General features: G+C 67.4%; 19 protein-coding genes. 13 read left to right on the forward strand and 6 right to left on the reverse strand.

Going from position 1 to position 25473, the window contains the following annotated elements; genetic code table 11:
• Nucleotides 1-22: 22 nt before the first annotated feature.
• The 3 genes from boxB to ACREYQ_RS06310 form a co-directional block, all read right to left on the reverse strand.
• On the reverse strand, nucleotides 23-1447 hold the full coding sequence (gene boxB, locus ACREYQ_RS06300; RefSeq protein WP_432259900.1) for a benzoyl-CoA 2,3-epoxidase subunit BoxB: 1425 nt from the start codon (nucleotides 1445-1447) through the stop codon (nucleotides 23-25).
• A 36-nt stretch (nucleotides 1448-1483) separates the two neighbouring features.
• On the reverse strand, nucleotides 1484-3181 hold the full coding sequence (boxC, locus tag ACREYQ_RS06305; RefSeq protein WP_432259901.1) for a 2,3-epoxybenzoyl-CoA dihydrolase: 1698 nt from the start codon (nucleotides 3179-3181) through the stop codon (nucleotides 1484-1486).
• A 111-nt stretch (nucleotides 3182-3292) separates the two neighbouring features.
• Entirely contained in the window at nucleotides 3293-4258 is a 966-nt protein-coding gene (locus tag ACREYQ_RS06310) for a helix-turn-helix transcriptional regulator (RefSeq protein WP_432259902.1), read from the reverse strand.
• A gap of 275 nt (nucleotides 4259-4533) precedes the next feature.
• Between ACREYQ_RS06310 and ACREYQ_RS06315 the strand changes: the two genes are divergently transcribed.
• From ACREYQ_RS06315 to ACREYQ_RS06350, 8 genes are all read left to right on the forward strand, one after another.
• Entirely contained in the window at nucleotides 4534-6171 is a 1638-nt protein-coding gene (locus ACREYQ_RS06315; RefSeq protein WP_432259903.1) for a benzoate-CoA ligase family protein, read from the forward strand.
• A gap of 18 nt (nucleotides 6172-6189) precedes the next feature.
• Nucleotides 6190-7026, forward strand: a complete 837-nt coding sequence (locus ACREYQ_RS06320; RefSeq protein WP_432259904.1) for an alpha/beta fold hydrolase — start codon at nucleotides 6190-6192, stop codon at nucleotides 7024-7026.
• Between the two features lie 120 nt (nucleotides 7027-7146).
• Nucleotides 7147-8349, forward strand: a complete 1203-nt coding sequence (locus ACREYQ_RS06325) for an ABC transporter substrate-binding protein (RefSeq protein WP_432259905.1) — start codon at nucleotides 7147-7149, stop codon at nucleotides 8347-8349.
• Nucleotides 8350-8625: 276 nt separating this feature from the next.
• A complete protein-coding gene (locus ACREYQ_RS06330; protein ID WP_432259906.1) occupies nucleotides 8626-9492 on the forward strand; it encodes a branched-chain amino acid ABC transporter permease in 867 nt (288 codons plus the stop codon).
• 1 nt (nucleotide 9493) lies between these two features.
• The gene (locus ACREYQ_RS06335) at nucleotides 9494-10591 is read left to right on the forward strand and encodes a branched-chain amino acid ABC transporter permease (RefSeq protein WP_432259907.1); all 1098 of its coding nucleotides are present in this window, start codon (nucleotides 9494-9496) and stop codon (nucleotides 10589-10591) included.
• Nucleotides 10588-11358 carry an ABC transporter ATP-binding protein gene (locus tag ACREYQ_RS06340; protein WP_432259908.1) on the forward strand — a complete coding sequence of 257 codons (771 nt, stop codon included), beginning with the start codon at nucleotides 10588-10590 and terminating at the stop codon, nucleotides 11356-11358. Before ACREYQ_RS06335 ends, ACREYQ_RS06340 begins: the two co-directional genes overlap by 4 nt.
• Nucleotides 11355-12104 carry an ABC transporter ATP-binding protein gene (locus ACREYQ_RS06345; RefSeq protein ID WP_432259909.1) on the forward strand — a complete coding sequence of 250 codons (750 nt, stop codon included), beginning with the start codon at nucleotides 11355-11357 and terminating at the stop codon, nucleotides 12102-12104. The genes ACREYQ_RS06340 and ACREYQ_RS06345 overlap by 4 nt, the downstream gene beginning before the upstream one ends.
• 317 nt (nucleotides 12105-12421) lie before the next feature.
• Nucleotides 12422-14320 (forward strand): potassium transporter Kup, encoded by a 1899-nt coding sequence (locus ACREYQ_RS06350; protein WP_432259910.1) that lies wholly within the window; start codon nucleotides 12422-12424, stop codon nucleotides 14318-14320.
• Nucleotides 14321-14437: 117 nt separating this feature from the next.
• Here ACREYQ_RS06350 and ACREYQ_RS06355 read toward each other — a convergent pair whose 3' ends face one another.
• Entirely contained in the window at nucleotides 14438-15493 is a 1056-nt protein-coding gene (locus ACREYQ_RS06355) for a bifunctional UDP-4-keto-pentose/UDP-xylose synthase (RefSeq protein ID WP_432259911.1), read from the reverse strand.
• 42 nt (nucleotides 15494-15535) lie between these two features.
• Nucleotides 15536-17293 carry a glycosyltransferase family 39 protein gene (locus ACREYQ_RS06360; protein ID WP_432259912.1) on the reverse strand — a complete coding sequence of 586 codons (1758 nt, stop codon included), beginning with the start codon at nucleotides 17291-17293 and terminating at the stop codon, nucleotides 15536-15538.
• 237 nt (nucleotides 17294-17530) lie between these two features.
• On the opposite strand from ACREYQ_RS06360, the gene ACREYQ_RS06365 reads away from it, so the two are divergent.
• Nucleotides 17531-18202 (forward strand): response regulator, encoded by a 672-nt coding sequence (locus ACREYQ_RS06365; protein ID WP_432259913.1) that lies wholly within the window; start codon nucleotides 17531-17533, stop codon nucleotides 18200-18202.
• The gene (locus ACREYQ_RS06370; protein WP_432259914.1) at nucleotides 18199-19554 is read left to right on the forward strand and encodes an ATP-binding protein; all 1356 of its coding nucleotides are present in this window, start codon (nucleotides 18199-18201) and stop codon (nucleotides 19552-19554) included. Before ACREYQ_RS06365 ends, ACREYQ_RS06370 begins: the two co-directional genes overlap by 4 nt.
• A 57-nt stretch (nucleotides 19555-19611) precedes the next feature.
• Here the strand turns inward: ACREYQ_RS06370 and ACREYQ_RS06375 are convergent, their stop codons facing one another.
• Nucleotides 19612-21966 carry a Tex family protein gene (locus ACREYQ_RS06375; RefSeq protein ID WP_432259915.1) on the reverse strand — a complete coding sequence of 785 codons (2355 nt, stop codon included), beginning with the start codon at nucleotides 21964-21966 and terminating at the stop codon, nucleotides 19612-19614.
• A 167-nt stretch (nucleotides 21967-22133) separates the two neighbouring features.
• On the opposite strand from ACREYQ_RS06375, the gene ACREYQ_RS06380 reads away from it, so the two are divergent.
• The 3 genes from ACREYQ_RS06380 (at nucleotide 22134) to ACREYQ_RS06390 (ending at nucleotide 25407) form a co-directional block, all read left to right on the forward strand.
• Entirely contained in the window at nucleotides 22134-22937 is an 804-nt protein-coding gene (locus tag ACREYQ_RS06380; RefSeq protein WP_432259916.1) for a hypothetical protein, read from the forward strand.
• 34 nt (nucleotides 22938-22971) lie between these two features.
• The gene (locus tag ACREYQ_RS06385; RefSeq protein WP_013956445.1) at nucleotides 22972-23175 is read left to right on the forward strand and encodes a DUF465 domain-containing protein; all 204 of its coding nucleotides are present in this window, start codon (nucleotides 22972-22974) and stop codon (nucleotides 23173-23175) included.
• A 69-nt stretch (nucleotides 23176-23244) separates the two neighbouring features.
• The gene (locus ACREYQ_RS06390) at nucleotides 23245-25407 is read left to right on the forward strand and encodes an ATP-dependent DNA helicase (RefSeq protein WP_432259917.1); all 2163 of its coding nucleotides are present in this window, start codon (nucleotides 23245-23247) and stop codon (nucleotides 25405-25407) included.
• Nucleotides 25408-25473: the final 66 nt, after the last annotated feature.

Below are 25473 nucleotides of genomic sequence, written 5' to 3' on the forward strand. Positions count from 1 at the left end.
TGGCCTGCCTGGTTGTTCTGGTTCAGTTGAAACGCACGTACTCGAAATCCATCGGCTGGCGGTTGATGCCCACCGCCGGCGGCGCGATCCAGTTGGCATACTTGCCGGGCTCGGTCACGCGGCCCATCAGCGAGGCGACGAAGGCGCGGTCTTGCTCGGTGGCCAGCCAGTTGCGCGCGTTGGCCTGCCATTCGGCTTCGGATATCAACTGGCCCTCGGGCGACACATGGACATTGGCCAGCGTGCCGATCTTGCGGTTGAAGGCCTTGTGCGGCACGGTCAGGCGGAACGCGATCCCGGCCTTCTCGATGACCTTGTTCCAGCGCGCCACGCCGCCCATGCTGTCCTTGATGTAGTCGTCGCGCAGCACTTCATTGAGCGCGTTGAGCATCGGCACCTCGCGCTCGCCCAGGTGGCCGTCGCGCACTTCCAGCACGCGGTAGACATTGCCCTTGAGCACGTGGTCGTCGGCGCGCTTGCCTTCCTCGAAGCGGCCTTTCAGGCCCGCGCTGTAGAAGATGGCGGCGTTGGACGACTGGTCGGCGCCGAACAGGTCGATGGTGACGCTGTAGTGGAAGTTCAGGTAGCGCTGGAGGGTCGGCAGATCGATCACGCCGGCGGCGCGCACCTCGGCCGGGTCTTCGATGCCGCGCTCGCGCATCACCTCGCAGGTGCGCTGGATCACGCGCGATACGCCCGATTCGCCGACGAACATATGATGCGCCTCCTCGGTCAGCATGAAGCGCGTGGTGCGGGCCAGCGGATCGAAGCCGGACTCGGCCAGCGCGCACAGCTGGAACTTGCCGTCGCGGTCGGTGAAGTAGGTGAACATGAAAAACGACAGCCAGTCCGGCGTGCGCTCGTTGAAGGCGCCGAGGATGCGCGGATTGTCCTGGTCGCCCGAGCGGCGCTCCAGCAGCGCCTCGGCTTCCTCGCGGCCGTCGCGGCCGAAATAGCGGTGCAGCAGGTACACCATCGCCCAGAGGTGGCGGCCTTCTTCCACGTTGACCTGGAACAGGTTGCGCAGGTCGTACAGGCTGGGCGCGGTCAGGCCCAGGTGGCGCTGCTGCTCGACCGAGGCCGGCTCGGTGTCGCCCTGCGTGACGATGATGCGGCGCAGGTTGGCGCGGTGCTCGCCCGGCACCTCCTGCCAGGCGGCTTCGCCCTTGTGCTCGCCGAAGTGGATCTTGCGCTCGGGGTCGGCCGGCTGCAGGAAGATGCCCCAGCGGTAGTCCGGCATCTTGACGTGGTCGAAATGCGCCCAGCCCGATGGATCGACCGACACCGCGGTGCGCAGGTACACATCGAAGTTGTGCGAGCCATCGGGCCCCATGTCGCGCCACCAGTCGAGGAAGGCCGGTTGCCAGTGTTCCAGCGCGCGCTGCAGCGCGCGGTCGTCGGACAGGTTGACGTTATTGGGAATCTTCTGGCTGTAGTCGATGCTCACGTGCTGTCTCCTGTGTTGTCTGGTGCGACGCGGCCGCTACACGCGGTCCCAGTCGAAACGCGCCTTGTTGCCGCTGCCGAAGACCTTCAGCGCGCCGTTCTCGCCGACGGCGTTGGGGCGCTGGAAGATCCAGTTCTGCCATGCGGTCAGGCGGCCGAAGATGCGCGTCTCCATGGTCTCGGCGCCGCCGAAGCGCAGGTTGGCTTCCATCCCGGTGAGCGCATCCGGCGACAGGCTGGCGCGCTCTTCCAGCGCGATGCGGATCTCGTCCTCCCAGTCGATATCGTCGGGCGCGGCGGTAATCAGGCCGAGCGAGTCGGCGCTGAGCGCATCCAGCGGCGCGCCGATGTGTTCCTGCACCGCCGTGAGCGCGACTTCGTCGCCGTAGAAACGTGCCGACAGCCGGGTTTGCCCGTTGGGCATGGGGTAGTGGCCGAAGTTGAGCGCGGAGACGAATACGCGCGGCGCGTCGTCGGGGGCGTCGGGCAGGTGCAGCATGTAGCTGCGGTCGGCGGCCAGCGCCAGCTCCAGCAGCGTCCCGGCAAAGCAGGAATCCGGCTCGATCAGCGCGATCAGGCTGCGCGAGGACACATCAAGCCGCGCCAGCGTGCGGCGCAGCATGCCGATGGTCTCGCGCACGAACCAGTGGCCGGCGTGTGCCTGCAGCAGTGCATCGGCCGCCAGCACCGCGGCGGGGGCGCCATCGGTCTTCAGTACCCAGATGCCGATATCGAGATGGTTGGCGCGCAGCGTCAGGATGGCATCGTCGAGTTCACGGGACATTTTCAGCGGCCACCATTGCGCGCCGGCCGCGACCAGGCTAGCGAGATCCGTTGGCTGGTGCTTGTCCGGTCCGAACACGGTCAGCGTGGCCCTGCGCGCCGCGGCATCGACATGCACGCGCACGGTCTCGTAACGGTAGCCGTTCGGCTCGACAGCACGCGACAGCGGCGTCAGCGTGATGCCGTGGTGGCCCTGCGGTCGATCGCTGGTGGCCGCCAGCGCCGCCGCGCGTTCGGCGATGTGCCCGGCAAAGCGGGCCGGCTTGACCACATCATCGACCAGCTTCCAGTCCCTGGCGCGCTGCCCGCGCACGCCCTCGGTGGTGGTGCAGAAGATATCGGCGTGGTCGCGGCGCACATGGCGCTTGTCGGTCACGCGCGTGAGGCCGCCGGTGCCGGGCAGCACGCCCAGCAGCGGCACTTCGGGCAGGCTCACCGCGGACGAGCGGTCATCGACCAGCACGATCTCGTCGCAGGCCAGCGCCAGTTCATAGCCGCCGCCGGCAGTCGTGCCATTGCAGGCGGCGATGAACTTCAGTCCCGAGTGCCGGCTGGCATCCTCGATGCCATTGCGGGTCTCGTTGGTGAACTTGCAGAAGTTGACCTTCCATGCATGGGACGACTGCCCCAGCATGAAGATATTGGCGCCCGAGCAGAAGATGCGGTCGCGCGCGCTGGTCAGCACCACGGTGCGCACTTCCGGATGCTCGAAGCGGATCCGCTGCAGGGCGTCGTGCAGTTCGATATCGACGCCGAGGTCGTAGGAATTGAGTTTGAGCGCGTAGCCGGGGCGCAGGCCGCCTTCTTCATCGACGTCCATGGCGAGCGTCGCAACCGGGCCGTTGAAGGTCAGTTTCCAGTGGCGGTACTGGTCGGGATGGCGCTCGAAGGTGACGGGCGCAGGCTTGTCTGTGTCGTCGGGGCGTTGCAGGGCGGTTGCCGGCATGGACATGGCTGTCTCCTGAGTGCACTATAGTGCCTTGCGGCTTTTGATGAAATATAGTGCATAGAGACGGCCGGTGCAATGACTTTGTCAGTCACGCTGGCCCGCCAATGGGCGGGATCAGGCGCCCACGCCGTGCAACTGGGCGCGCAGTCGCTGCAGCGAGGTGGCGGCGTCCTGGCCGCTGGTGTCGATCGAGATATCGGCGCGGTCATAAAGCGGCGCGCGCGCCTGCAGGATGCGGCGCAGATCCGCCATGGCCTCGCGGTTGCCTTCCATCGGCCGCATGTCGCCCTGGGCTACCACGCGCGCCATATGCTCTTCGGGCGAGGTGCGCACCCAGACGGTGTAGCACTGGGCCAGCAGCAGGTTGAAGGTGGCGGGTTCCGAGACCAGGCTGCCGGGCGTGGCCAGCACCATGCGGTCGTGCTCGCGCAGGGTCCGCTCCAGCGCGCGCATTTCGTAGCGGCGGTAGGCGGCCTGGCCGTACAGCGAGTGGATCTCGGACAGGCTGGCGCCCGCTTCCTGTTCGATCACGTTGTTCAGTTCGACGAAGGGCACGTCCCGGGCGGCTGCCAGCGCGCGCCCCAGCGTCGACTTGCCGGCGCCGCGCAGGCCGATCAGCGCGATGCGGCGGTGGCGCGCATCGCCGGATTCTTCAGGTGCCAGCGCGTGGCGGCAGGCTTCGCGCACGCGCGCCAGGTCGCCGGCGGGCAACTGCGCCAGCCATTGCACCATCTGCGCGAACTCGCTGGCTTGCTGCCCGTTGAGGCTGTCCACTTCGGCCAGCACCACCGGCAGCGGCACATCGAGCGCGCCCGCCACCTGGCGCAGCAGCAGCACCGAAGCATTGCCGGTGCCGGTTTCCAGGTTGGCCAGGTAGCGCTCGGAGACGCCGGCGCCGCGGGCAAGGTCCTTGCGCGACATGCCGCGCGAGGCGCGCAGCGAGCGGATGCGCTCGCCCAGCTGCGTCAGGTAGGGGTCGCGTTCGCCGTTGGCGGCAGGCGCGGGGCGCGTGTCGGCCTCGGCGGCGCTGTCGGCATTTCCGGCGTTGGCGGCGGGCAGCGGGGCGGAATCGCGGCGCATGGTGTGGGTCGGGTTGGGTCCGGCAATCAATGCAAGGGCGCATTATACGGTCAGGCCCGGCGCGCCAAGTGGCGCCTCAGGCGGCTACCGTCGACAATCCCTGTCCTATAGTGCATTCCCTCGCTTGCATAATAGCTGATATGAAATAAAATGCATCAACAAGCGAGTGCCGGCGTGCAAGACTGCCGGACACCAGAACAGCGACTGGCCTGACGCCGGCGCGATGCCTGCCGGCCAGCGGCAGGCCGCGGCGTGCGACACCAAGGAGTGCAGACATGACGCCCCCAGATACCGCCGCCGGTGCCGCCGGTGCCGCCAGTGGCATCGCGGCGCTGCCGCCACGCTATAACGCCGCCGAGGACCTGCTGTCGCGCAATCTCGGGGCCGGGCGCGGCGGCAAGACCGCGTATATCGATGACACCACGTCGCTGACCTATGCCGAACTCGATGCCCGCGCCCGCCGCTTTGCCGGCGCGCTGCGCGAGGCCGGCTTGCGCCAGGAAGAGCGACTGCTGCTGTGCGCGCTTGATACCATCGATTTCCCGACCGTATTCCTCGGCTGCCTGCTGGCGGGTGTGGTGCCGGTGGCCGTCAACACCCTGCTGACCGCGGACGACTATGCCTACATGCTTGGCCACAGCGGTGCGCGCGCGGTGGTGGTGTCCGAGCCGCTGCTGCCGGTGATGAAGGCCGCGATCGACAAGAGCGGGCTGTCGCCGACGGTGATCCAGGCGGCGCCGCACGGCGATGCTGCGCCGGCGTGCAGCGTCGGCGCGATGCTGGCGCGCACGCGCTCTCCCGCGCCGGCGGCAAGCACGGGCCCCGACGACATGGCGTTCTGGCTGTATTCGTCCGGCTCCACCGGCCGGCCCAAGGGTACCGTCCACACCCACGGCAACCTGTTCCACACGACTGACCTGTATGCGCGGCGGGTGCTGGGCATCCGCGAGGACGACGTGGTGTTCTCGGCGGCCAAGCTGTTCTTTGCCTACGGGCTGGGCAATGCATTGACCTTCCCGATGTCGGTCGGCGCCACCACCGTGCTGATGGCCGAGCGGCCCACGCCGGCGGCCGTGTTCAAACGGCTGCGCGAGCAGCGGCCCACGGTGTTCTGCGGCGTCCCCACGCTGTTTGCGGGCATGCTGGCCGCGCCCGACCTGCCGCCGCGCGCCGGGGTGGCGCTGCGCGTCTGCACCTCGGCCGGCGAGGCGCTGCCGCGCGATATCGGCGAACGCTTCCTGGCGCATTTCGGCTGCGACATCCTGGACGGCATCGGCTCCACCGAGATGCTGCATATCTTCTTGTCGAACCGGCCGGGCGAGGTGCGCTACGGCACCACCGGCGTGCCGGTGCCGGGCTACGAACTGAAGCTGCTGGACGAGCATGGCGAGCCCTGCGCGCCCGGCGAGATCGGCGATCTCTACATCAAGGGCCCCAGCGCCGCGCTGATGTACTGGTGCAACCGCGACAAGAGCCGCGATACCTTTGTCGGCGCATGGACGCGCAGCGGCGACAAGTACTTGCGCGATGCCGATGGCTACTACACCTATGCCGGGCGCAGCGATGACATGCTCAAGGTGGGCGGCATCTATGTCTCGCCGTTCGAGGTCGAGGCCGCGCTGGCGCAGCATCCGGCCGTGCTTGAGGCGGCGGTGATCGGTGTGACCGATGCCGATGAACTGGTCAAGCCCAAGGCGTTTGTGGTGCTGCGGCCCGGCCAGCAATGGCATGACGGCATGGCGGCGGAACTGCAGGCCTTTATCAAGTCGCGCCTCGCGCCATACAAGTACCCGCGCCAGATCGAATGCGTGCCCGAGCTGCCCAAGACCGCGACCGGCAAGATCCAGCGCTTCCGGCTGCGCCAGCGCGAGGACGCCGCGCGCCAGGCTGCGGCCGAAGGCGCGCGCGCCTGATCCTCCCTTACTGAACCGATGCAAGAGAACAACGTGCCCATGCCAGGCAGCCTGGTTGAAATTCCGTTCGACAAGCGCCGTATCCAGATCGAGTACCAGTGGCTGCGGCCCGAGCGCAAGGAGCGCCCGCTGGTGGTGTTCCTGCACGAGGGCCTGGGGTCGGTCAGCATGTGGCGGGATTTCCCGCGTGAATTCTGCGAGGCCGGCGACTACCGCGGGCTGGTGTTTTCCCGCTATGGCTACGGGCGTTCCACACCACGGCCGCACGACGAGAAGTGGCGGCCCGATTTCATGCACCGGCAGGCGCGCGAGGCGCTGCCCGCGCTGTTCGATGCGCTCGACATCGGTCCCGGCCGCGCGCACGGCGCGCCCTGGCTGCTGGGCCACAGCGACGGCGGCTCGATCGCGCTGATCCACGCGGCCAGCTTCCCGCAGGCAGTGGCCGGCATCACCGTGCTGGCGCCGCATATCGTGGTCGAAGACCTGTCGGTGCGCAGCATCGCTGCCACGCGCAAGGCCTACCTGGAAACTGGCCTGCGCCAGCGGCTGGCGCGCCATCACGCGGATGTCGATTCCGCCTTCTGGGGCTGGAACGATATCTGGCTCGACCCCGATTTCCGCCACTGGGACCTGCGGCCGCTGCTGTCCGGACTGCAGTGCCCGGTGCTGGCGGTGCAGGGCGAGGACGACGAGTACGGCACCATGGCGCAGATCGAGGGTATCCATCGATATGCCCCCCACACCACCTTGCTTAAACTCGCGCGATGCGGGCATTCGCCACACCGGGACCAAAAAGAACCGTTGACGCTGGCTGCCGTTCGGCATATAAATCTGCATACTTCAAACCTAAAATAATTCGGCTTCCCGCCTGTTGCGAAGGGTCCTCACGGTGCATGCGCCAGCGCGGGACACGGCAAGGGCAGGGGTGACCGGCAACGGTCCAGCGAGCCACCGGCTTGACCACCAGGAGACACCATGCGTCGCTTCACCTCGCGCAGGCTTGCGCCTGCCTGCCTTGCCGTCGCCACCGTCTTTGCCATGGCCGGCGCGTTCGCGCAGCCGTCGGCCCCCGCGCCCGCGGCGCCGGGCGGCAAGATCAAGGTCGGCTTCATGCTGCCGTACACCGGCACCTATGCCGCGCTGGGCACCGCTATCGAGAACGGCTTCCGCATGTATGTGCAGCAGCAGGGCGGCAAGCTCGGCGGCCGCGACATCGAGTACTTCAAGGTCGACGATGAATCTGATCCGGCCAAGGCGCCGGAGAACGCGACCAAGCTGGTCAAGCGCGACCAGGTCGACGTGGTGGTCGGCACCGTGCATTCCGGCGTGCAGATGGGCATCGTCAAGGTGGCCAAGGAAAACAACACGCTGCTGATCATCCCCAACGCCGGCGTGGACGAGGCCACCGGGCCGCTGTGCGGGGCCAACATCTTCCGCACCTCGTTCTCCAACTGGCAGCCGGGCTACGCCATGGGCCAGGTGCTGGGCGAGCGCGGCCTGAAGAAGGTGGTGACGCTGACGTGGAAGTACGCCGCCGGCGAGCAGTCGGTAAAGGGCTTCAAGGAAGCGTTCGAAGCCAAGGGCGGCAAGGTGGTGAAGGAGCTGAACCTGCCGTTCCCCAATGTCGAATTCCAGGCGCTGATCACCGAAGTGGCCTCGCTCAAGCCCGATGCCGTGTTCGTGTTCTTTGCCGGCGGCGGCGCCGTCAAGTTCGTCAAGGACTGGGCCGCGGCGGGGCTCAAGGACAAGATCCCGCTTTATGGGTCGGGCTTTCTGACCGACGGCACGCTCGAGGCGCAGGGCAGCGCCGCGCAAGGGCTGGAAACCACGCTGCACTACGCCGACGGCCTGAGCAACCCGCGCGACAAGAATTTCCGCCTGGACTATGCCAAGACCTACAAGCTGCAGCCCGACGTGTACGCGGTGCAGGGCTACGATGCCGCCCAGCTGCTGGCGGCCGGCGCCACCGCGGTGAAGGGCGACATGACGCGCAAGGCAGACCTGTACAAGGCCATGGGCGCGGCAAAGATCGACAGCCCGCGTGGTGCCTTCACGCTGTCCAAGGCGCATAACCCGGTGCAGGACTTCTACCTGCGCAAGGTCGACGGACGCGAGAACAAGGTCAGCGCGGTGGCGGTGAAGGCGCTGGCAGATCCTGCGCGCGGCTGCCGGCTTTAACTTGCAGCCAGGTTCAGCCATTGATCGCTTCCGATACCTCGGGGCCCCTCTCCCGCGTGCGGGAGAGGGGCGGGGTGAGGGCGGGCGCTTGCCGGAGCCACGGTGCTGGAAAAAACCGTTGGTTCCGCTGGATGTGGCACCTTGCTAGCCCACCCCTCACCCCGGCCCTCTCCCCATGAGGGGAGAGGGAGAACACCTTGCTGAGGCTAGCTCAGGCGCTGCTGGAGCACCCAACACCGTCGGCTCTGCCCGTAACCAGCTGAACTTCCATTCCGCATGGACATCGTCTCCTTCCTGATCCAGTGCCTGAACAGCGTGCAGTATGGCCTGCTGCTGTTCCTGGTCGCCAGCGGCCTGACGCTGATCTTCGGCATCATGGGCGTGATCAACCTCGCCCACGGCAGCTTCTACATGCTGGGCGCCTACCTTGCCTTCACGCTTGCCAGTCTGACCGGCAACCTGTTCATCGCCATTCCGCTAGGCATCGTGCTGGCGGTGGCGTTCGGCTACGTGCTGGAGTGGGCCTTCTTCAGCTACCTGTATGAGCGCGACCACCTGCAGCAGGTGCTGATGACCTACGGCCTGATCCTGGTGTTCGAGGAACTGCGCAGCATCCTGGTCGGCGATGACGTGCACGGCGTGCAGGTGCCGGCGCTGCTGGACGGCGCGCTGGCGATCGGCAACGACATGACCTATCCGGTGTACCGCCTCTTTATCTCCGCCATCTGCCTGGTGGTGGCCGTGGCGATGTACTACGTGATCCGCCGCACCCGGCTGGGCATGATGATCCGCGCCGGTGCCACCAACCGCGAGATGGTGCAGTCGCTCGGCATCAATATCACGGTGCTGTACCGCTTCGTGTTCGCGCTGGGCGTGGCGCTGGCGGTGCTCGCCGGCATGATTGCCGCGCCGGTGTCGTCGGTCTATCCGGGCATGGGCGCGCAGGTGCTGATCGTCTGCTTCGTGGTGGTGGTGATCGGCGGCATCGGTTCGGTCAAGGGGGCGCTGGTGGCGTCGCTGTTGCTGGGTTTTGTCGATACCTTCGGCAAGGTGTTCTGGCAGGAGGCGGCCGGCGTGCTGATCTACCTGCTGATGGCGGTGATCCTGCTGTGGAAGCCGCAGGGGCTGTTCAAGGCGGGATGACATGAATCCGACGACATCGCCGGCGCGCCGGCACTTTGGCCGCAATGCCACGCTTGCCACCGCGCTGGGCTGGCTGGTGGCCTTTGCGGTGCTGGCCGGGCTGCCGCTGCTGCTGACCGCTGACAGCCACAAGTTCTATATCGAGCTGCTCAGCAAGGTGATGATCATGGCGATCTTCGCGCTGTCGCTGCAGCTGCTGATCGGCTACACCGGGCTGGTCAGCCTGGGCCATGCCGCGTACTTTGCCATGGCGGCGTATGCCACCGCGATGCTGGCGCCGCAGGCCGGCCCCGGCAATGGCTGGCTGCTGCTGGCCGGCGCGCTCGCGGCATCGGCCGTGCTGGCGCTGGTGGTAGGGGCGCTGGTGCTGCGCACGCGCGGCGTGTATTTCATCATGGTGACGCTGGCATTCGCGCAGATGGTGTATTTCGTCTTCCATGACACCAATGTCGCGGGCGGCAGCGACGGCACCTATGTCTACTTTCGGCCGGAATTCCCGGTGCCCGGGCAACAGCCGCTGACGGTCAACGACCCCATGCACTTCTACTGGATGGTGTGGCTGGGGCTGGTGGTGACGGTGGCGGTGCTGATGCTGGTGCTGCGCTCGCGCTTCGGCCACGCGCTGGTCGGCATCCGGCACAACGAGCAGCGCATGCGCGCGGCTGGCTATGCCACATACCGCTACCAGCTTGGCGCCTTTGTCGCGGGAGGGCTGCTGGCGGGGCTGGCCGGGTTTCTCTATGCGATCCAGTTTGGCTTCGTCAATCCGGAGATTGCGTCGTGGCACCAGTCCGGCAACGCCATGCTGATGGTGATCCTGGGTGGCGTGGGCAGCCTGGCCGGCGCGGTGCTGGGCGCCTTCTCGTTCGTGCTGCTGGCCGAGTGGTTCAGTACGCTGACCAGGCACTGGCAACTGCTGATGGGCGGCTTCATCATTGTCGCGGTGGCGCTGCTGCCGCGCGGGCTGGTCAGCCTGCCATCGGTGCTGCGGCACCGGCGGCGCGGACGCCGCAATGGCGATGCCGGCACCGGCACGGATGAGGCCGCGGGCACCGCGGACAGCCGCGGCGAAGGACGCCGCAATACGGAGGCCGCATGACATTGCAAGGCACCCCGATCCTGCAGGCGCAGCAGCTGACCCGCCGCTTCGGCGGCCTCACCGCCGTGGCGGGCGTCGACCTGTCGCTGGCGCAGCATGAAATCCATGCCGTGATCGGCACCAATGGCGCGGGCAAGTCCACGCTGATCAATATGCTGTCCGGCGAATTGCCGCCGTCGTCCGGCCGCCTGCGCCTGAACGGCGACGACGTGACCGGCTGGTCGCAGCCGCGGCTGGCGCGCCACGGAGTGGGGCGCAGCTACCAGCGCAACAATATCTTCCTGCCGCTGACGGTGCGCGAGAATTGCCGGCTGGCCGCGCAGTCGCGCGCGCAGCGCGCCTGGCGCCTGTGGGAAAGCGCCCAGGGCTGCCGCACCAGCGCCGCACTGGCCGATGAGGCGATGGAGCGCGCCGGCCTGGCGCATCTGGCGGGCCGCCTCGCCAGCGATCTTGCGCACGGCCAGAAGCGCCAGCTGGAGGTGGCGATGTGCCTGGCCACGCAGCCGGTCGCGCTGCTGCTGGATGAGCCGCTGGCCGGCATGGGCGCGGAAGAGTCGGCGCGGATGCTGGCCTTGTTGCGCGGCCTGCGCGAAGGCCACGCCATCCTTCTGGTCGAACATGACATGGACGCGGTGTTCTCGGTCGCCGACCGCATCACCGTGATGGTCAACGGCGCCGTGATTGCCACCGGCAGCCCGCAAGCGATCCGGACCAACCACGAAGTCCAGGTCGCCTACCTGGGCGAGGAAGAGGACGAGGCCGCATGAATGCACCGAGCAATGCGCCGACCAATGCGCCGACCAATGCGCCGATGATCGAGGCCACCGGCATCAACGCCTGGTATGGCTCCAGCCATGTGCTGCGCGACGTCGACTTTATCGTCGGCGCGGGCGAGACGGTCGGGCTGCTGGGGCGCAACGGCATGGGCAAGAGCACGCTGTTGCGCACGCTGCTGGGCCATGTGCGCCAGCGCCAGGGGCAGATCCGGGTGGCCGGCCGCGACGTCTCGCGCGCGCAGCCGTTCGAGGTGGCGCGCCTGGGCGTGGCCTATGTGCCTGAGGGCCGCGGCATCTTCCCCAGCCTGTCGGTGCGTGAAAACCTGCTGATGGCCGCGCGCAAGGGCTGCAACGGCCGCGATGACTGGGACGAAGCGCGCGTGCTCGACCTGTTCCCGCGCCTGAAGGAACGCCTGTCCCATGGCGGCCAGCAGTTGTCCGGCGGCGAGCAACAGATGTTGTCCATCGGCCGCGCGCTGATGACCAACCCCGACTGCCTGGTGCTCGACGAAGCCACCGAAGGGCTGGCGCCGCGCATCGTGCGCGAAATCTGGGCGGTCATCGCCACCGTGCGCGGCACCGGCATCGCCTCAGTGGTGGTCGACCGCAATTTCCGCTCGGTGCTGGCGCACGCCGACCGCGCCGTGGTGCTGGAGAAGGGCCGGGTAGTGATGGCCGGCCCCGCGTCGGACCTCGCCGGCAAGCCCGAAGCGCTGGACCGCTATCTCGGCGTCTGACCGCAAGGTGCCTCATAAGGCGCTCCTGTTGCTCTGCCGCAACGCCCTTGGGGGCGCAAGGTGACGCAGTTTTCCTCAGCCGGGGCTTGACCATCGGCCGCTTCCCTCCCATCCTTGCGAAGTCACGAAAGCGGCATCCCTGTTTGCCGCAGTGGTCGATAACCGACAGTTCAACTAGAATTGCGCGCGTTTGTGCAATGCAATAAGAACCGCAAGATGAACCGGAAACGGGCGCAGCCTCCTGCTGCGCTGGATGGGACCGGACCGCGGCAGAGCCAACAGAGCTGCCGGCGAGCCGGCCGAGCAGACCCAATTTCATGACCCAGTCCACAACCAGCCATTATTTTGTCGAGAGCCCCAGCACGCGCGCCCTGGTGCTCGGTGCGGTAGGCGTCGTCTTCGGCGACATCGGCACCAGTCCGCTCTACTCGCTCAAGGAATGCTTCAGCCAGGAACACGGCATTCCGTTCAGCCCTGAGGCCGTGCTTGGCATCATCTCGATGCTGTTCTGGGCCATGATCATCGTCGTTTCGCTCAAATACGTGATGTTCGTGATGCGCGCCGACAACGACGGCGAAGGCGGCGTGCTGGCCCTGATGGCGCTGGCGCTGCGCACAGCGGCGCCGCGTTCGCGCATGGCGCACCTGCTGATGATGCTGGGCATCTTTGGTGCCTGCATGTTCTATGGCGACGCGGTCATTACGCCGGCAATCTCGGTGCTGTCGGCGGTGGAAGGCCTGGAAATCGCCGCGCCGGGCCTGTCGCATTACGTCATACCGATCACGCTGGTGATCCTGTGCGCGCTGTTCTTCATTCAGCGCAGCGGCACGCAAGCCGTGGGCAAGCTGTTCGGCCCGATCATGGTTGTGTGGTTCCTCGCGCTCGGTGCGCTTGGGCTGCTGCACCTGGTGAAGGCGCCGGGCATCCTTCTGGCAGTCAGCCCGCACTACGCGGTCAGCTTCCTGTTGGAGCATTCGCTGCAGGCCTTCGTCGTGCTGGGCTCGGTGTTCCTGGTGCTGACCGGTGCCGAGGCCTTGTACGCTGACATGGGCCATTTCGGCGCGCGCCCGATCCGCTACGGGTGGTTCGCGCTGGTGATGCCCTGCCTGATGCTCAACTATTTTGGCCAGGGCGCGATGTTGCTGAACAATCCGGCAAACATCTCCAATCCGTTCTACCTGATGGTGCCGGACATGCTGCAGCTGCCGATGGTGCTGCTGGCGACCGCCGCCACCGTGATTGCCTCGCAGGCCGTGATCTCGGGAGCGTTTTCGCTGACCAGTCAGGCCATCCAGCTTGGCTTCGTGCCGCGCATGCGCATCCGCTATACCTCTGCAGCGGAAATCGGCCAGATCTACCTGCCGGTGATCAACTGGATCCTGCTGGTACTGGTGGTGATCGTAGTGATGGCGTTCAAGAAATCTGACAACCTGGCAGCTGCCTACGGTATTGCCGTCACGACGACCATGGTGATCACGACTTTCCTGGCGGCGGTCGTGATGCGTAATGTCTGGAAGTGGAATCCGGTGCTGGTCACGCTGATCGGCCTGTCATTCCTGCTGGTCGACCTGGCGTTCTTCGCGGCCAACCTGCTGAAGATCGCCGAAGGTGGCTGGTTCCCGCTGTTGATGGGCGCCACGGCCTTCTTCCTGCTGATGACCTGGCACAGCGGCCGCAAGCTGCTGCGCGCGCGCAGCCTGGAAGACGGCATCCCGCTCGAGCCTTTTATCGCCGGCCTGCTGGCGCACCCGCCGCACCGCGTCGAGGGCACCGCGGTGTTCCTGACCGGCAATACCGATTCGGTGCCGGTATCGCTGCTGCACAACCTGAAGCACAACCGCGTGCTGCATGAGCGCGTGGTGTTCCTGACCTTCGTCACGCGCGATATTCCGTACGTGGACGATGAGAATCGCGTGAGCAGCAAGGACCTGGGCGGCGGCGTCTATATCCTGAAGTCGGAGTACGGCTTCAAAGAAACGCCGGATGTGCAGAGGGTGCTGGACCTGGCCGACCGCAAGCTGGGCATGCACTTTGAACTGATGGAGACCTCGTTCTTCATCGCGCGCGAATCGGTGATCCCGTCCAAGCTGCCGGGCATGTCGATGTGGCGCGAGAGTCTGTTTGCCTGGATGCACCAGAACGGCGCCAAGCCGTCCGACTTCTTCCAGATCCCGGCCAACCGGGTGGTGGAGCTGGGCACCAAGGTCGAGATCTGAAAGAGCGGGCCGCGGCGCCCGCATTCGTCGATCCTTCTCAACCCCCGGGGCGCGCCGCCAGGCCACCACGGGGGTTTTGCCATCCGCGCCGGCGCCTGAGCCGGCGGGGCCGGGATTTTAGTCCTGGTTCACCAGGGTGCGGGCATCGCTGACGTGGCCGCGGTACGCCTCGAAGATGCGGCGCAGCGCCGCTTCCATGCTGATCCCGGGCTTCCAGCCCAGTTCCTCGATGGTGTTGTCGATCTTCGGCACGCGGTGCTGCACGTCCTGGTAGCCCTTGCCGTAGAAGTCGCCCGACGAGGTTTCGACGATCTGCGTCTTGCGCGCTTCCTCGGCGTATTCCGGGTAGTCGGCTGCCATCTTCAGCATCATCTCGGCCAGCTCGCGCACCGAGTGGATATTGCCCGGATTGCCGATGTTATAGATCTTGCCGCTGGCCACGCCGTTGGGGTTCTCGATGATGCGCATCAGCGCGTCGATGCCGTCGGCGATATCGGCAAAGGCACGCTGCTGCGCGCCGCCGTCGACCAGCTTGATCGGCTCGCCGCGCACGATATGGCCGAGGAACTGCGTCACCACGCGCGACGAGCCTTCCTTCGATTCAAAGATCGAGTCGAGCCCGGCGCCGATCCAGTTGAACGGGCGGAACAGCGTGTAGTTCAGGCCTTGCTCCATGCCGTAGGCGTGGATCACGCGGTCCATCAGCTGCTTGGAGCAGGCGTAGATCCAGCGCGGCTTGTTGATCGGGCCGTAGACCAGCGGCGAAGCCTCGGGATCGAATTCTTCGTCGCTGCACATGCCGTAGACCTCGGAGGTCGACGGGAACACCAGGTGCTTGCCGTACTTCACGGCGGCGCGCACGATCGGCAGGTTGGCCTCGAAGTCCAGCTCGAACACGCGCAGCGGCTGGCGCACGTAGGTGGCCGGGGTGGCGATGGCCACCAGCGGCAGCACCACGTCGCACTTGCGGATGTTGTACTCGATCCACTCCTTGTTGATGGTGATGTCACCTTCAAAGAAGTGCATGCGCGGGTGGTCGACGAGGTCGCCCAGGCGGTCCGACGACATGTCCATGCCGTAGACCTCCCACGGCGTGGTTTCCAGGATGCGGCGCGTCAGGTGGTGGCCGATGAAGCCGTTGACGCCAAGAATCAGTACTTTCTTGCCTTGCATGGGGTTTAACTCTGGCAGGGATTCAGGGATGCGCCGGCGCGTCTAGCGCTCGCCGGCGAAGGGAAAGTTGGTCACAGCAACGCGCCGCCAGTCGCGTGCGATGACATGCATCGGCGCGCGCGCGCTCAGTTCGGCGAACGCCGACGGCGACAGCAATGCGACAGCGGGCGGGCCATGCTGCCACGCTTCGACGAAGGCATCGCGGGTCGGGAGCCACTTCTGCGGCTCCTGCTCGGTGCCGAAGGCAAGCTCGTCGGCCTGGGCCACCATGGTGAGCGGATGGCGCAGGTAGAAGGGCAGGGTATGGTCAAGCAGGCCGACGGCGTAGAGCGGCATGGCGGGACGCAGCACGCGCTCGATCGGCGCGATCATGTCGATGCCGGACGCCGAACGGCCGATGGTTTCATGGCCCAGCAACGCCGTGGAGAATGCCAGCAGCATGCCGAAGGCATAGCCCGAGACGCTGGCCATGCGGCCCTGCCGCCGCAGCAGCCACAACGCGACGGCGGCACTGGCAATCACCAGCGCGAAAGCCAGAGCCGCCCAGATCGCATAGGCGCGGTACAGCACGTTCGGCGTGTTGTTGGAATTCAGCGTGGCCACCACCGGGCTTGCCAGCAGGCCGATGGCGCCGATGACCAGCATGGCGCGCAGTTGCCGGATCCAGGCGCGCTCGGCGGTCTGGGTCAGGGCCACGCCTGCGAGGATGGCCAGCGCGGGGAACACGGGCACAATGTAGCCCGGCAGCTTCGACCCCGACAGGCTGAAGAACACGAAGATCGACACCGCCCACAAGGCGGACATCAGCGCCGGCTGGAACGGCTTGATAGCGCCGGGGCCGCCGGTGCTGCTCACGCCGGCGCGCTGCCTGACAGCGCGGACCATGCCCGGCACCAGGCCCAGCCACGGCAGGAATCCGCCCACCAGCAGCGGCACGAAGTACCACAGCGCACCCTTGCGCGCATGCACGGTCGAGGTGTAGCGCTGCCAGTGCTCATGGATAAAGAAGAAGCGCAGGAATTCCGGGTTGCGCTGCGCCACCAGCCAGAACCAGGGCACCGTCACCAGCAGCATCAGCGCAATCCCGGCCGGTGCGTGCAGGCGCCGCCACAGTGCGAGGTCGCGCGTCACGCAGGTGTATACCACCAGCACCAGCCCCGGCAGCGCCAGGCCCACCAGGCCCTTGGTCAGCACTGCCACGCCCATTGCCGCCCAGCACGCCAGCATCCAGTTGCGGCGCGCTGCCGGCGTGGCGTCCGGATGCTGGGCCAGCAGCATGAACGCAAGCACGCAGGCCATGACGCCCGACAGGGTCATGTCCAGGGTATTGAAATGCGCGGCAACGTTCCACATGGGCGCAGCCGCCAGCACCAGTCCGGCCAGCAGCCCGGCACGCGCACCGAACCAGCGCGAGGCTGCCAGCATCGACACGCCCAGCCCGACCATGCCGGACAGCGCCACGCACAGCCGCGCCTGCCAGTCGCCGATGCCGACCAATGCGAAGGACACCGCGGTGGCCCACATATGGAACGGCGGCTTCTCGAAGTACTTCAACCCGTTGTAGCGGATCGTGACCCAGTCGCCGGTGCTCAGCATCTCGCGGGCGATCTCGGCATAGCGGCCTTCGTCGGGGCCCAGCAGGTGGCGCACATCCAGCGTGCCGAACCACAACAGTGCGAAGGCCAGCACCACCAGCGCAACCACGGGAATGCCTGCGAAGCGGGCGGCATGCCACGGCGCGGCGGGCCGGGCGGTGTCGTGCCCAGGCTCGTCGGCGAGGCGATCGGAACGATGCTGCATGCGGGATGGGCTCGGCGTGAAAGGGGTGAACGAGGCGTGGGGGGGCGTGGGTGGCCAGGCTTGTCCACGCAAAGTTCAGCGCCGCGTTGAACGGACAGGCGCTGGCAAGGAGAGCGGGAGGATAATTCGCGAACCTTAACTGAATATTAAGGCGGCTCGCGCACAATGCCGTGATACGTTCGCAGTACATGGGCCTGGCGTGGCGCGCAGGCGACACACGCTGCAACTAATCAGAGAATGAGAATCCTTATTGTTGAAGACGACCCGATGCTGGGCGATGGTCTGCGGCGCGGCCTGCAGTTGCTCGACAATGCGGTCGACTGGTTCGGTGCCGGCGCCGAAGCCGACCATGCGCTCGACGTGGTCCACTACGATGCCGTGGTGCTGGACCTGGGCTTGCCCGGGGAAGACGGCATGTCGCTGCTGTCGCGCTGGCGTGCGCGCGGCTGCCGCATCCCGGTGATCGTGCTGACCGCGCGCGATGCGATTGACAGCCGCATCGGCGGCCTGGACGCCGGTGCGGACGACTACCTCGTCAAGCCGATCGCCCTCGATGAGCTGGCGGCGCGGCTGCGTGCCGTCACCCGTCGCGCCGCCGGCCTGTCGTCGCCGGTGTGGAAGCACGGCGCGCTGGCGTTCCACCCGGCCGCGCGCCAGGCGTACTGGCACGGCAAGTCGGTGGAACTGACCAGCCGCGAAGCCATGCTGCTGGAACTGCTGCTGGCGCATCCCAACCGGCTGCTGACACGCGACTTCCTGCGCGACAAGCTCTATGACTGGCAGGGCGGGGTCGAAAGCAATGCGCTGGAGGTCCACATTCACCACCTGCGACGCAAGATCCACCCCAAGATCGTGCGCACCTTCCGCGGCGCCGGCTACACCCTCGGCGCGGCCGACGACTGCGCATGACGCTGCAGCGCCGGCTCATCCTTGCAGTGCTCATTGCCGCGCCGGTGGTATGGCTGCTGACCATGGGCATGACCTATGTGCGCGCCCGCCACGAAATCAACGAGCTCTATGACACCGACATGGTGCGCATGGCGCTGCAGATGCATTCGGTGCTGCCGCTGGTGGACGTCGCGGCGGCGCCGGCGCGCGCCATGCAGCCCCACCTGGTTGAGGGCGACCAGGGCGATGCCGGGCTGGGCGACGTTGCCATTGCCGCGTGGCTGCCCGACGGCAAGCCCCTGCATATCGATCCGGACGGCGAGCTGCTGCCGCGCGCGCCGGGCGTCAAGGGCTTTACCGACGTCGCCATCAACAAGGTGCGGTGGCGCCTGTACTACCTCGACGATCCCGACCATGGCTGGCGCGTGTGCGTGGGCCAGCAACTGGGTGAACGCAATGAGCTGATCCTGTCCTATATCGCCGCGCAGGTGCTGCCTTGGGCCGCGGGCCTGCCTGTGCTGATCGGCCTGCTGATCTGGTTCATGCGGCGCGCCATGACGCCGGTGCGGGCCCTGTCGACGGACATCGAGGGCCGTGCCCCCGAGGACCGCCGGCCGCTCAGCCTGCAAGGCGTGCCGGGCGAACTGGTGCCGCTGGTCCATGCGATGAACTGCCTGCTGGCGCGCGTATCCGACTCGATCGAACACGAACGGCGCCTGACCGCCGATGCCGCGCACGAGATGCGCACGCCGCTGGCCGCGCTCAAGGCGCAGTGGGAGATCGCCGAGCGCTCGGCCGATGACGCCGAGCGCGCGCAGGCACGCGCCAACGTGGCCGCCGGCATTGACCGCATCAGCCGGCTGGTGTCGCAGTTGCTGACGCTGAGCCGGCTGGAAGATGCCGCCGGCCTGCCGTCGCGCCAGCCGGTCAACTGGGTGCCGGTGGCGCAGCAGGCGCTGTCGGACTGCCTGGCGCTGGCGCAGCAGAAGCAGGTCGACGTCGAACTGGTGTGGCCGCCGCAAGGACAGGCGCCATTGCCGGTGGCGGGCGACGCCAACCTGCTGTCGCTGTTGCTGCGCAACCTGCTCGACAACGCCATTCGCTACAGCCCGCCGGGCGCGCTGGTGACGATCGAATTCCGGCCCGACAGCGTCACGGTGCGCGACCAGGGCCCGGGCGTGGCGCCCGACGTGCTGGCGCGGCTGGGCGACCGCTTTTTCCGAGGCGGCTCGGGGCAGCGCGAGCAGGGGCACGGGCTGGGCATTTCCATTGCGCAGCGCGTGGCGCGGCTGCATGGGCTGGAGATCGCATTTGCCAACCGCGTGGATGGCGCGGGCGGGGGGCTGGCCGTGCGGATCGCGTACAGCGGCTGAAATGAAACACGCCCCGCACGGTTTCCCGTGCGGGGCGTGTTGCCATCTTCGTGCGGCTCAGCGCTTGAGCTTGGCGAAGGCCGCGGCCATGGCGCCGGCCGGCTCCGCCTCGCGGCGCCCGCCGCTGGAGCCCTTGCCGCCGCCATTGCGCTGGCCACCGCGGTCGCCACGGTCGCCGCCGGCGCGCGCCGCGGCCTGGCCGGGCTCGTCGTCCAGGCGCATCGACAGGCCGATGCGGTTGCGCTTGACGTCGACCTCCATCACCTTGACCTTGACGATCTGGCCGGCCTTGACCACTTCGTGCGCGTCCTTGACGAACTTGCTGGACAGCGCCGAGATATGGACCAGGCCGTCCTGGTGCACGCCGATATCGACAAACGCGCCGAAGGCCGCCACGTTGGTGACCACGCCTTCCAGGACCATGCCGGGCAGCAGGTCCTTCACGTCTTCCACGCCTTCCTGGAAGGTCGCGGTCTTGAACTCAGGGCGCGGGTCGCGGCCCGGCTTTTCCAGTTCGGTCAGGATGTCGCGCACGGTCGGCAGGCCAAACGACGCATCGGTGAATTTCTCGGGCGACAGGCCGCGCAGCGCTTCGCGGTTGCCCATCACATCGCGCAGGCCCTTCTTGACGTGCTCCAGGATGCGCTGCACCACCGGATACGCTTCCGGGTGCACTGAGGAGCGGTCCAGCGGATTGTCGCCGTCGTTGATGCGCAGGAAGCCGGCGGCCTGCTCGAAGGTTTTGTCGCCCAGCCGCGGCACCTTCTTCAGCGAGTCGCGGTTGGCGAAGGCGCCGTTGGCGTCGCGGAACTCGACAATATTGCGCGCCAGCACCGAGTTCAGTCCCGACACGCGCGCCAGCAGGGGCGCCGAGGCGGTGTTGACGTCCACGCCCACGGCGTTCACGCAGTCCTCGACCACGGCGTCGAGCGCGCGCGCCAGCTCGCGCTGGTTGACGTCATGCTGGTACTGGCCCACGCCGATCGACTTGGGATCGATCTTGACCAGTTCCGCCAGCGGATCCTGCAGCCGGCGGGCAATCGACACCGCGCCGCGCAGCGACACATCCAGGTCCGGGAATTCCTTGGCAGCCAGTTCCGACGCGGAGTAGACCGAGGCGCCGGCCTCGCTGACCACGATCTTGGTCAGCTTCAGCTCGGGCATCTGCTTCATCAGGTCCTGCACCAGCTTGTCGGTCTCGCGGCTGGCGGTGCCGTTGCCGATCGACACCAGCGCCACGTTGTGCTGTTTTGCCAGGCGCGCCAGCGTGGCGAGCGAGCCGTTCCAGTCGCGGCGCGGCTCGTGCGGGTAGATGGTGGCGGTTTCCAGCAGCTTGCCGGTGCTGTCGACGACCGCGATCTTGCAGCCGGTGCGGATGCCCGGGTCGACGCCCATCACCGACTTGGGGCCGGCCGGCGCGGCCAGCAGCAGCTCATGCAGGTTGCGGCCGAAGACCTTGATGGCCTCGCCCTCGGCGGTTTCGCGCAGCTGCGTCAGCAGTTCGGTCTCGAGGTGCGGCTGCACCTTGACGCGCCAGCACCAGCGGCAAACGTCGCCCAGCCACTTGTCGGCCGGGCGGCCCAGGTTCTGGATGCCGACGTGGCGCGCGATCATGCCTTCGCACGGGTGCGGCACCATCGCGTCCTGCTCTTCGCCCAGGCCCAGCTTGACCATCAGCACGCCCGCGTTGCGGCCGCGGAACAGCGCCAGCGCGCGATGCGACGGCACCGTGCGGATGGTCTCGCTGTAGCTGTAGTAGTCGCGGAACTTCTCTTCCTCGGCGGTTTCCTTGCCTTCCATCACGGTGGAGGCCACCACGCCGTTGCTCCACAGGTGCTCGCGCAGCTTGCCCAGCAGTTCGGCGGTCTCGCCGAACTGCTCGGACAGGATGTCGCGCGCGCCGTCCAGCGCGGCCTTGACGTCGGGCACGCCGCCGTCGGCGGTGGGATTGCCGTTGACGTACTTGCTAGCCTCGGCCTGCGGGTCCAGCGTCGGGTCGGCCAGCAGCGCCAGGGCAAGGGGCTCCAGCCCGCATTCGCGCGCGATCTGGGCGCGCGTGCGGCGCTTGGGCTTGTAGGGCAGGTAGAGATCTTCCAGCGTCTGCTTGGTCTCGGCGGCCTCGATGGCGGCTTGCAGCTCGGGCGTGAGCTTGCCTTGCTCATGGATCGACGCGAGGATGGCCGCGCGGCGGTCTTCCATGTCGCGCAGGTACAGCAGGCGTTCTTCCAGGTTGCGCAGTTGCGTGTCATCCAGGTTGTCGGTCACTTCCTTGCGGTAGCGGGCGATGAAGGGGACGGTGGCCCCTTCGTCAAGCAGCGCTACGGCCGCGGCCACCTGGCGGGGCTGCACGGACAGTTCAGCCGCGATGAGCGAGACAATCTTTTGCGAGACGGATGCGGGCAGGTTGGACATCGGAGAGCGCGGCGTGAAACGCAGTCAGTCGAAAGCGGGGCATTTTGCCACAAGCGCGCTAGCGGTTTGCCGGGGAGGACAATGGGGGCGCGGCGGGCGGCTTCCCGAGCACGTCTGGACGGGAGGCGGGGCAGGCCGGTGCGCGGCCCGGATGCTAGAATCCGGTCATGATCGTCAAGTCCCGTCCGGCCGCCGTCCAGGCCACCCTCCTGGCCATGCCAACCTTCGCCAACGTGCCCGCATCTTCCCTGTTCCGCTTCGGCCGCCTGGCGGCACTGGCCGTGGCGGCTAGCGCCGTGCTGATGCCGCTGCGCGAAGCGCATGCGCAGGCTTCCGCGCCTGCCGCGCCGTCCGCCGCCGGCGCTGCCACGGGCGCCCCGCGCGACTTTGCCGCCGAGCGCCAGGCGATTGGCGATTCGCGCGCCTGGACCAACTACCGCTTTGCCGCGGCCGAGCGCGAGTGCTACGGCAAGTTCTTTGTCAACCACTGCATCGACAAGGCCAAGGAAGCCCAGCGCGAGGAACTGGCGGTGCTGCGCAAGCGCGAACTGGACGTGGGCGAGGCCGAACGTGCCCAGCGCGCCGCCGACCGCGACCGCGAACAGGCCCTGCGCCGCGCCGAGTTCGAGGCCAGCCAGCCGCAGCGCGCCGCCAGCGAGCAGACCAGCCGCCAGGCCTTCGAGAAGAAGCAGCAGGAACAGCAGTTGCGCGACGCGCAGCGCCAGGGCGAGGCGCCGCAGCGTGCCGCCAATGCGCAGGCGTATGAGAAGAAGCAATCCGACTTCGATGCCCGCATGCAGGAGGCGCAGCAGAAGGGCGCGGAGCAGGCCCGCCAGCGCCAGGAGAACGTGAAGGCATACGAGGCCAAGCAGCGCGACCTCGAACAGCGCCAGAAGGAACTGGAAGAGCGCCGCGCCAAGGCGAAGGAGCAACAGGGCCAGGCGTCGGCGCCGCGCCCGTTCGGCTTCTGAAGCCCGGCACCGTGACTGCGCAGCGGAGGCATAGATGGACAGCAACCTGAACACCCTGGAGCGGCGCATCATGGAGTTGCAGATCGAGCACCGCGACCTCGACTTCCTGATCGACCGGCTCGCCAGCGACGCCGTGCATGACGAGCTGCAACTGCGCCGGCTGAAAAAGCGCCGCCTGAAGCTGAAGGACGCGATCACGCTGCTGCAACTGCAGCTAGAACCCGACGTGCCGGCCTGAGCGCATCCGCGCCAGGCTGCCGAATGCTGCCGGATTCTGCCCGGCGGCCCATAAAATATCCCCCCTGCCTTGTCCGATCATCCAGAATCCCCTGAGCTGTCCGATGACCTCGGCGTGAGCGACGCCGAGGCGCCCGCGCATGCCGGCCCCGCCGATGCGGGCGCCAGCCGCGGCGCCGAGCTTGCCACCATCTTTGCCGATACCGGCACGCTGGCCCAGGCCATTCCCGGCTACCGGCCGCGCGCGTCGCAGCACAAGATGGCCGAGGCTGTCGCCGACGCGATCGCGCAGAACGATGCCGTCATCGTCGAGGCGGGCACCGGCACCGGCAAGACCTACGCCTACCTGGTCCCGGCCATGCTGTGGGGCGGCAAGGTGATCCTGTCCACCGGCACCAAGAACCTGCAGGACCAGCTCTACCTGCGCGACATTCCCACGGTGCGCCACGCGCTCAACGTGCCGGTCTCGGTGGCGTTGCTCAAGGGCCGCGCCAACTACGTCTGCCACTACCACCTGGAACGCGCGCAGGCAGGCGGGCGCCTGGCATCGCGCCAGGATGCGGCGTGGCTGCGCGATATCGGCCGCTTTATCAAGGAAACTTCCACCGGCGACAAGGCCGAGCTGGCCTCCGTGCCCGAGAACGCGCCGGTGTGGCAGATGGTGACCTCCACGCGCGACAACTGCCTGGGATCGGAATGCCCGCATTACAAGGAATGCTTTGTGATGCGCGCGCGCAAGGAAGCGCAGCAGGCCGACGTGGTGGTGGTCAACCACCACCTGTTTTTTGCCGACGTGGTGCTGCGCGACACCGGCATGGCGGAACTGCTGCCCGCGGCCAATACCGTGATCTTCGACGAAGCGCACCAGTTGCCCGAGACCGCCACACTGTTCTTCGGTGAGACCCTCTCGACCAGCCAGCTGCTGGAAATCGCCCGCGATACCGTGGCCGAGGGCCTGTCGCATGCGCGCGATGCGGTGGACTGGGTGGCGCTGGCCGCACCGCTGGAACGCGCCGCGCGCGACCTGCGCCTGGTCTTCAGCAAGGACAACGCGCGGCTGGCGCTGGGCCAGATCGAGGCCGACCGCCGCATCGCCGAGCCTTTCAACGAAACGCTCGATGCGCTGGACGAGGCCTTGTCCGATTTCGTCGAGATGCTCGAAAGCCAGGCCGAGCGCGCCGAATCGCTGCAGCAATGCCACCGCCGCGCGCTGGAGCTCGCCAACAAGCTGGCGGCCTGGCGCACCGATGCCGCGCCGGCCCCGCAGCCGCCGGAAGGTGAGGGCGAAGCAACGCCCGCGGTGTCCGCCGGGCCCGAAACCGTGCGCTGGGTCGAGGTGTTCTCGCAGACCGTGCAGCTGCACCGCACGCCGCTGTCGATCGCGCCGATCTTCACCCGCCAGCGCGACGGCCAGCCGCGCGCGTGGATCTTTACCTCGGCCACGCTGTCGGTGAAGGGCAATTTCACCCACTACGCCGCGCAGCTGGGGCTGGACAAGGACCGCTCGCTGACGCTGCCCAGCCCGTTCGACTACGCGAAGCAGGGCCTGCTCTATGTGCCGCGCGACATGCCGGCGCCGCAGTCGCCGCAGTTCACCGATGCCGTGGTGCAGGCGGCGCTGCCGCTGATCGAGGCGGCAGGCGGGCGCACCTTCCTGCTGTGCACCACGCTGCGCGCCGTGCAGCGTGCTTCCGACCTGCTGTACGACGCCTTTGCCGAGCGCGGCCTGAACCTGCCGCTGCTGGTGCAGGGCCAGGCCAGCCGCACCGAACTGCTGGACCGCTTCCGCGAACTGGGCAATGCGGTGCTGGTCGGCAGCCAGAGCTTCTGGGAAGGGGTGGACGTGCGCGGCGAGGCGCTGTCGCTGGTAATCATCGACAAGCTGCCGTTCGCGCCGCCGGACGACCCGGTGCTGGCCGCGCGCATGGAAGTGCTGCAGAAGAAAGGCCTGAGTCCGTTTGCCGTGCACCAGCTGCCGCATGCGGTGATCACGCTCAAGCAGGGGGCGGGGCGGCTGATCCGCTCGGAATCGGACCGCGGCGTGCTGGCGATCTTCGACACGCGCCTGGTCGAAAAGCCCTATGGCCGCCAGATCTGGCAGAGCCTGCCCCCGTTCACGCGCACGCGCGACGCGGCGACGGTGGTGCGGTTCCTGGAGTCGCTGCGCGGTCCCGGCAAGGAGGCTGCGGCGGAGCAGGCCGAGGCCGGCGCCCAAGACCCGGCAGAGGACTGATCGCCGCAGGCGCCGGGGCAAAGAAAAACGGGACGTATCGAATGATACGTCCCGTTTTTCTTTATG

The organism is Cupriavidus sp. TMH.W2, from assembly GCF_050847365.1.
In the GTDB taxonomy this organism is placed as follows: domain Bacteria; phylum Pseudomonadota; class Gammaproteobacteria; order Burkholderiales; family Burkholderiaceae; genus Cupriavidus.

Coding starts and splice junctions, on each gene's coding strand:
- boxC (WP_432259901.1), bottom strand. CDS start 3,181: ATGTCCATGCCGGCAACCGCCCTGCAACGCCCCGACGACACAGACAAG.
- ACREYQ_RS06310 (WP_432259902.1), bottom strand. CDS start 4,258: ATGCGCCGCGATTCCGCCCCGCTGCCCGCCGCCAACGCCGGAAATGCC.
- ACREYQ_RS06315 (WP_432259903.1), top strand. CDS start 4,534: ATGACGCCCCCAGATACCGCCGCCGGTGCCGCCGGTGCCGCCAGTGGC.
- ACREYQ_RS06320 (WP_432259904.1), top strand. CDS start 6,190: ATGCAAGAGAACAACGTGCCCATGCCAGGCAGCCTGGTTGAAATTCCG.
- ACREYQ_RS06325 (WP_432259905.1), top strand. CDS start 7,147: ATGCGTCGCTTCACCTCGCGCAGGCTTGCGCCTGCCTGCCTTGCCGTC.
- ACREYQ_RS06330 (WP_432259906.1), top strand. CDS start 8,626: ATGGACATCGTCTCCTTCCTGATCCAGTGCCTGAACAGCGTGCAGTAT.
- ACREYQ_RS06335 (WP_432259907.1), top strand. CDS start 9,494: ATGAATCCGACGACATCGCCGGCGCGCCGGCACTTTGGCCGCAATGCC.
- ACREYQ_RS06340 (WP_432259908.1), top strand. CDS start 10,588: ATGACATTGCAAGGCACCCCGATCCTGCAGGCGCAGCAGCTGACCCGC.
- ACREYQ_RS06345 (WP_432259909.1), top strand. CDS start 11,355: ATGAATGCACCGAGCAATGCGCCGACCAATGCGCCGACCAATGCGCCG.
- ACREYQ_RS06350 (WP_432259910.1), top strand. CDS start 12,422: ATGACCCAGTCCACAACCAGCCATTATTTTGTCGAGAGCCCCAGCACG.
- ACREYQ_RS06355 (WP_432259911.1), bottom strand. CDS start 15,493: ATGCAAGGCAAGAAAGTACTGATTCTTGGCGTCAACGGCTTCATCGGC.
- ACREYQ_RS06360 (WP_432259912.1), bottom strand. CDS start 17,293: ATGCAGCATCGTTCCGATCGCCTCGCCGACGAGCCTGGGCACGACACC.
- ACREYQ_RS06365 (WP_432259913.1), top strand. CDS start 17,531: ATGAGAATCCTTATTGTTGAAGACGACCCGATGCTGGGCGATGGTCTG.
- ACREYQ_RS06370 (WP_432259914.1), top strand. CDS start 18,199: ATGACGCTGCAGCGCCGGCTCATCCTTGCAGTGCTCATTGCCGCGCCG.
- ACREYQ_RS06375 (WP_432259915.1), bottom strand. CDS start 21,966: ATGTCCAACCTGCCCGCATCCGTCTCGCAAAAGATTGTCTCGCTCATC.
- ACREYQ_RS06380 (WP_432259916.1), top strand. CDS start 22,134: ATGATCGTCAAGTCCCGTCCGGCCGCCGTCCAGGCCACCCTCCTGGCC.
- ACREYQ_RS06385 (WP_013956445.1), top strand. CDS start 22,972: ATGGACAGCAACCTGAACACCCTGGAGCGGCGCATCATGGAGTTGCAG.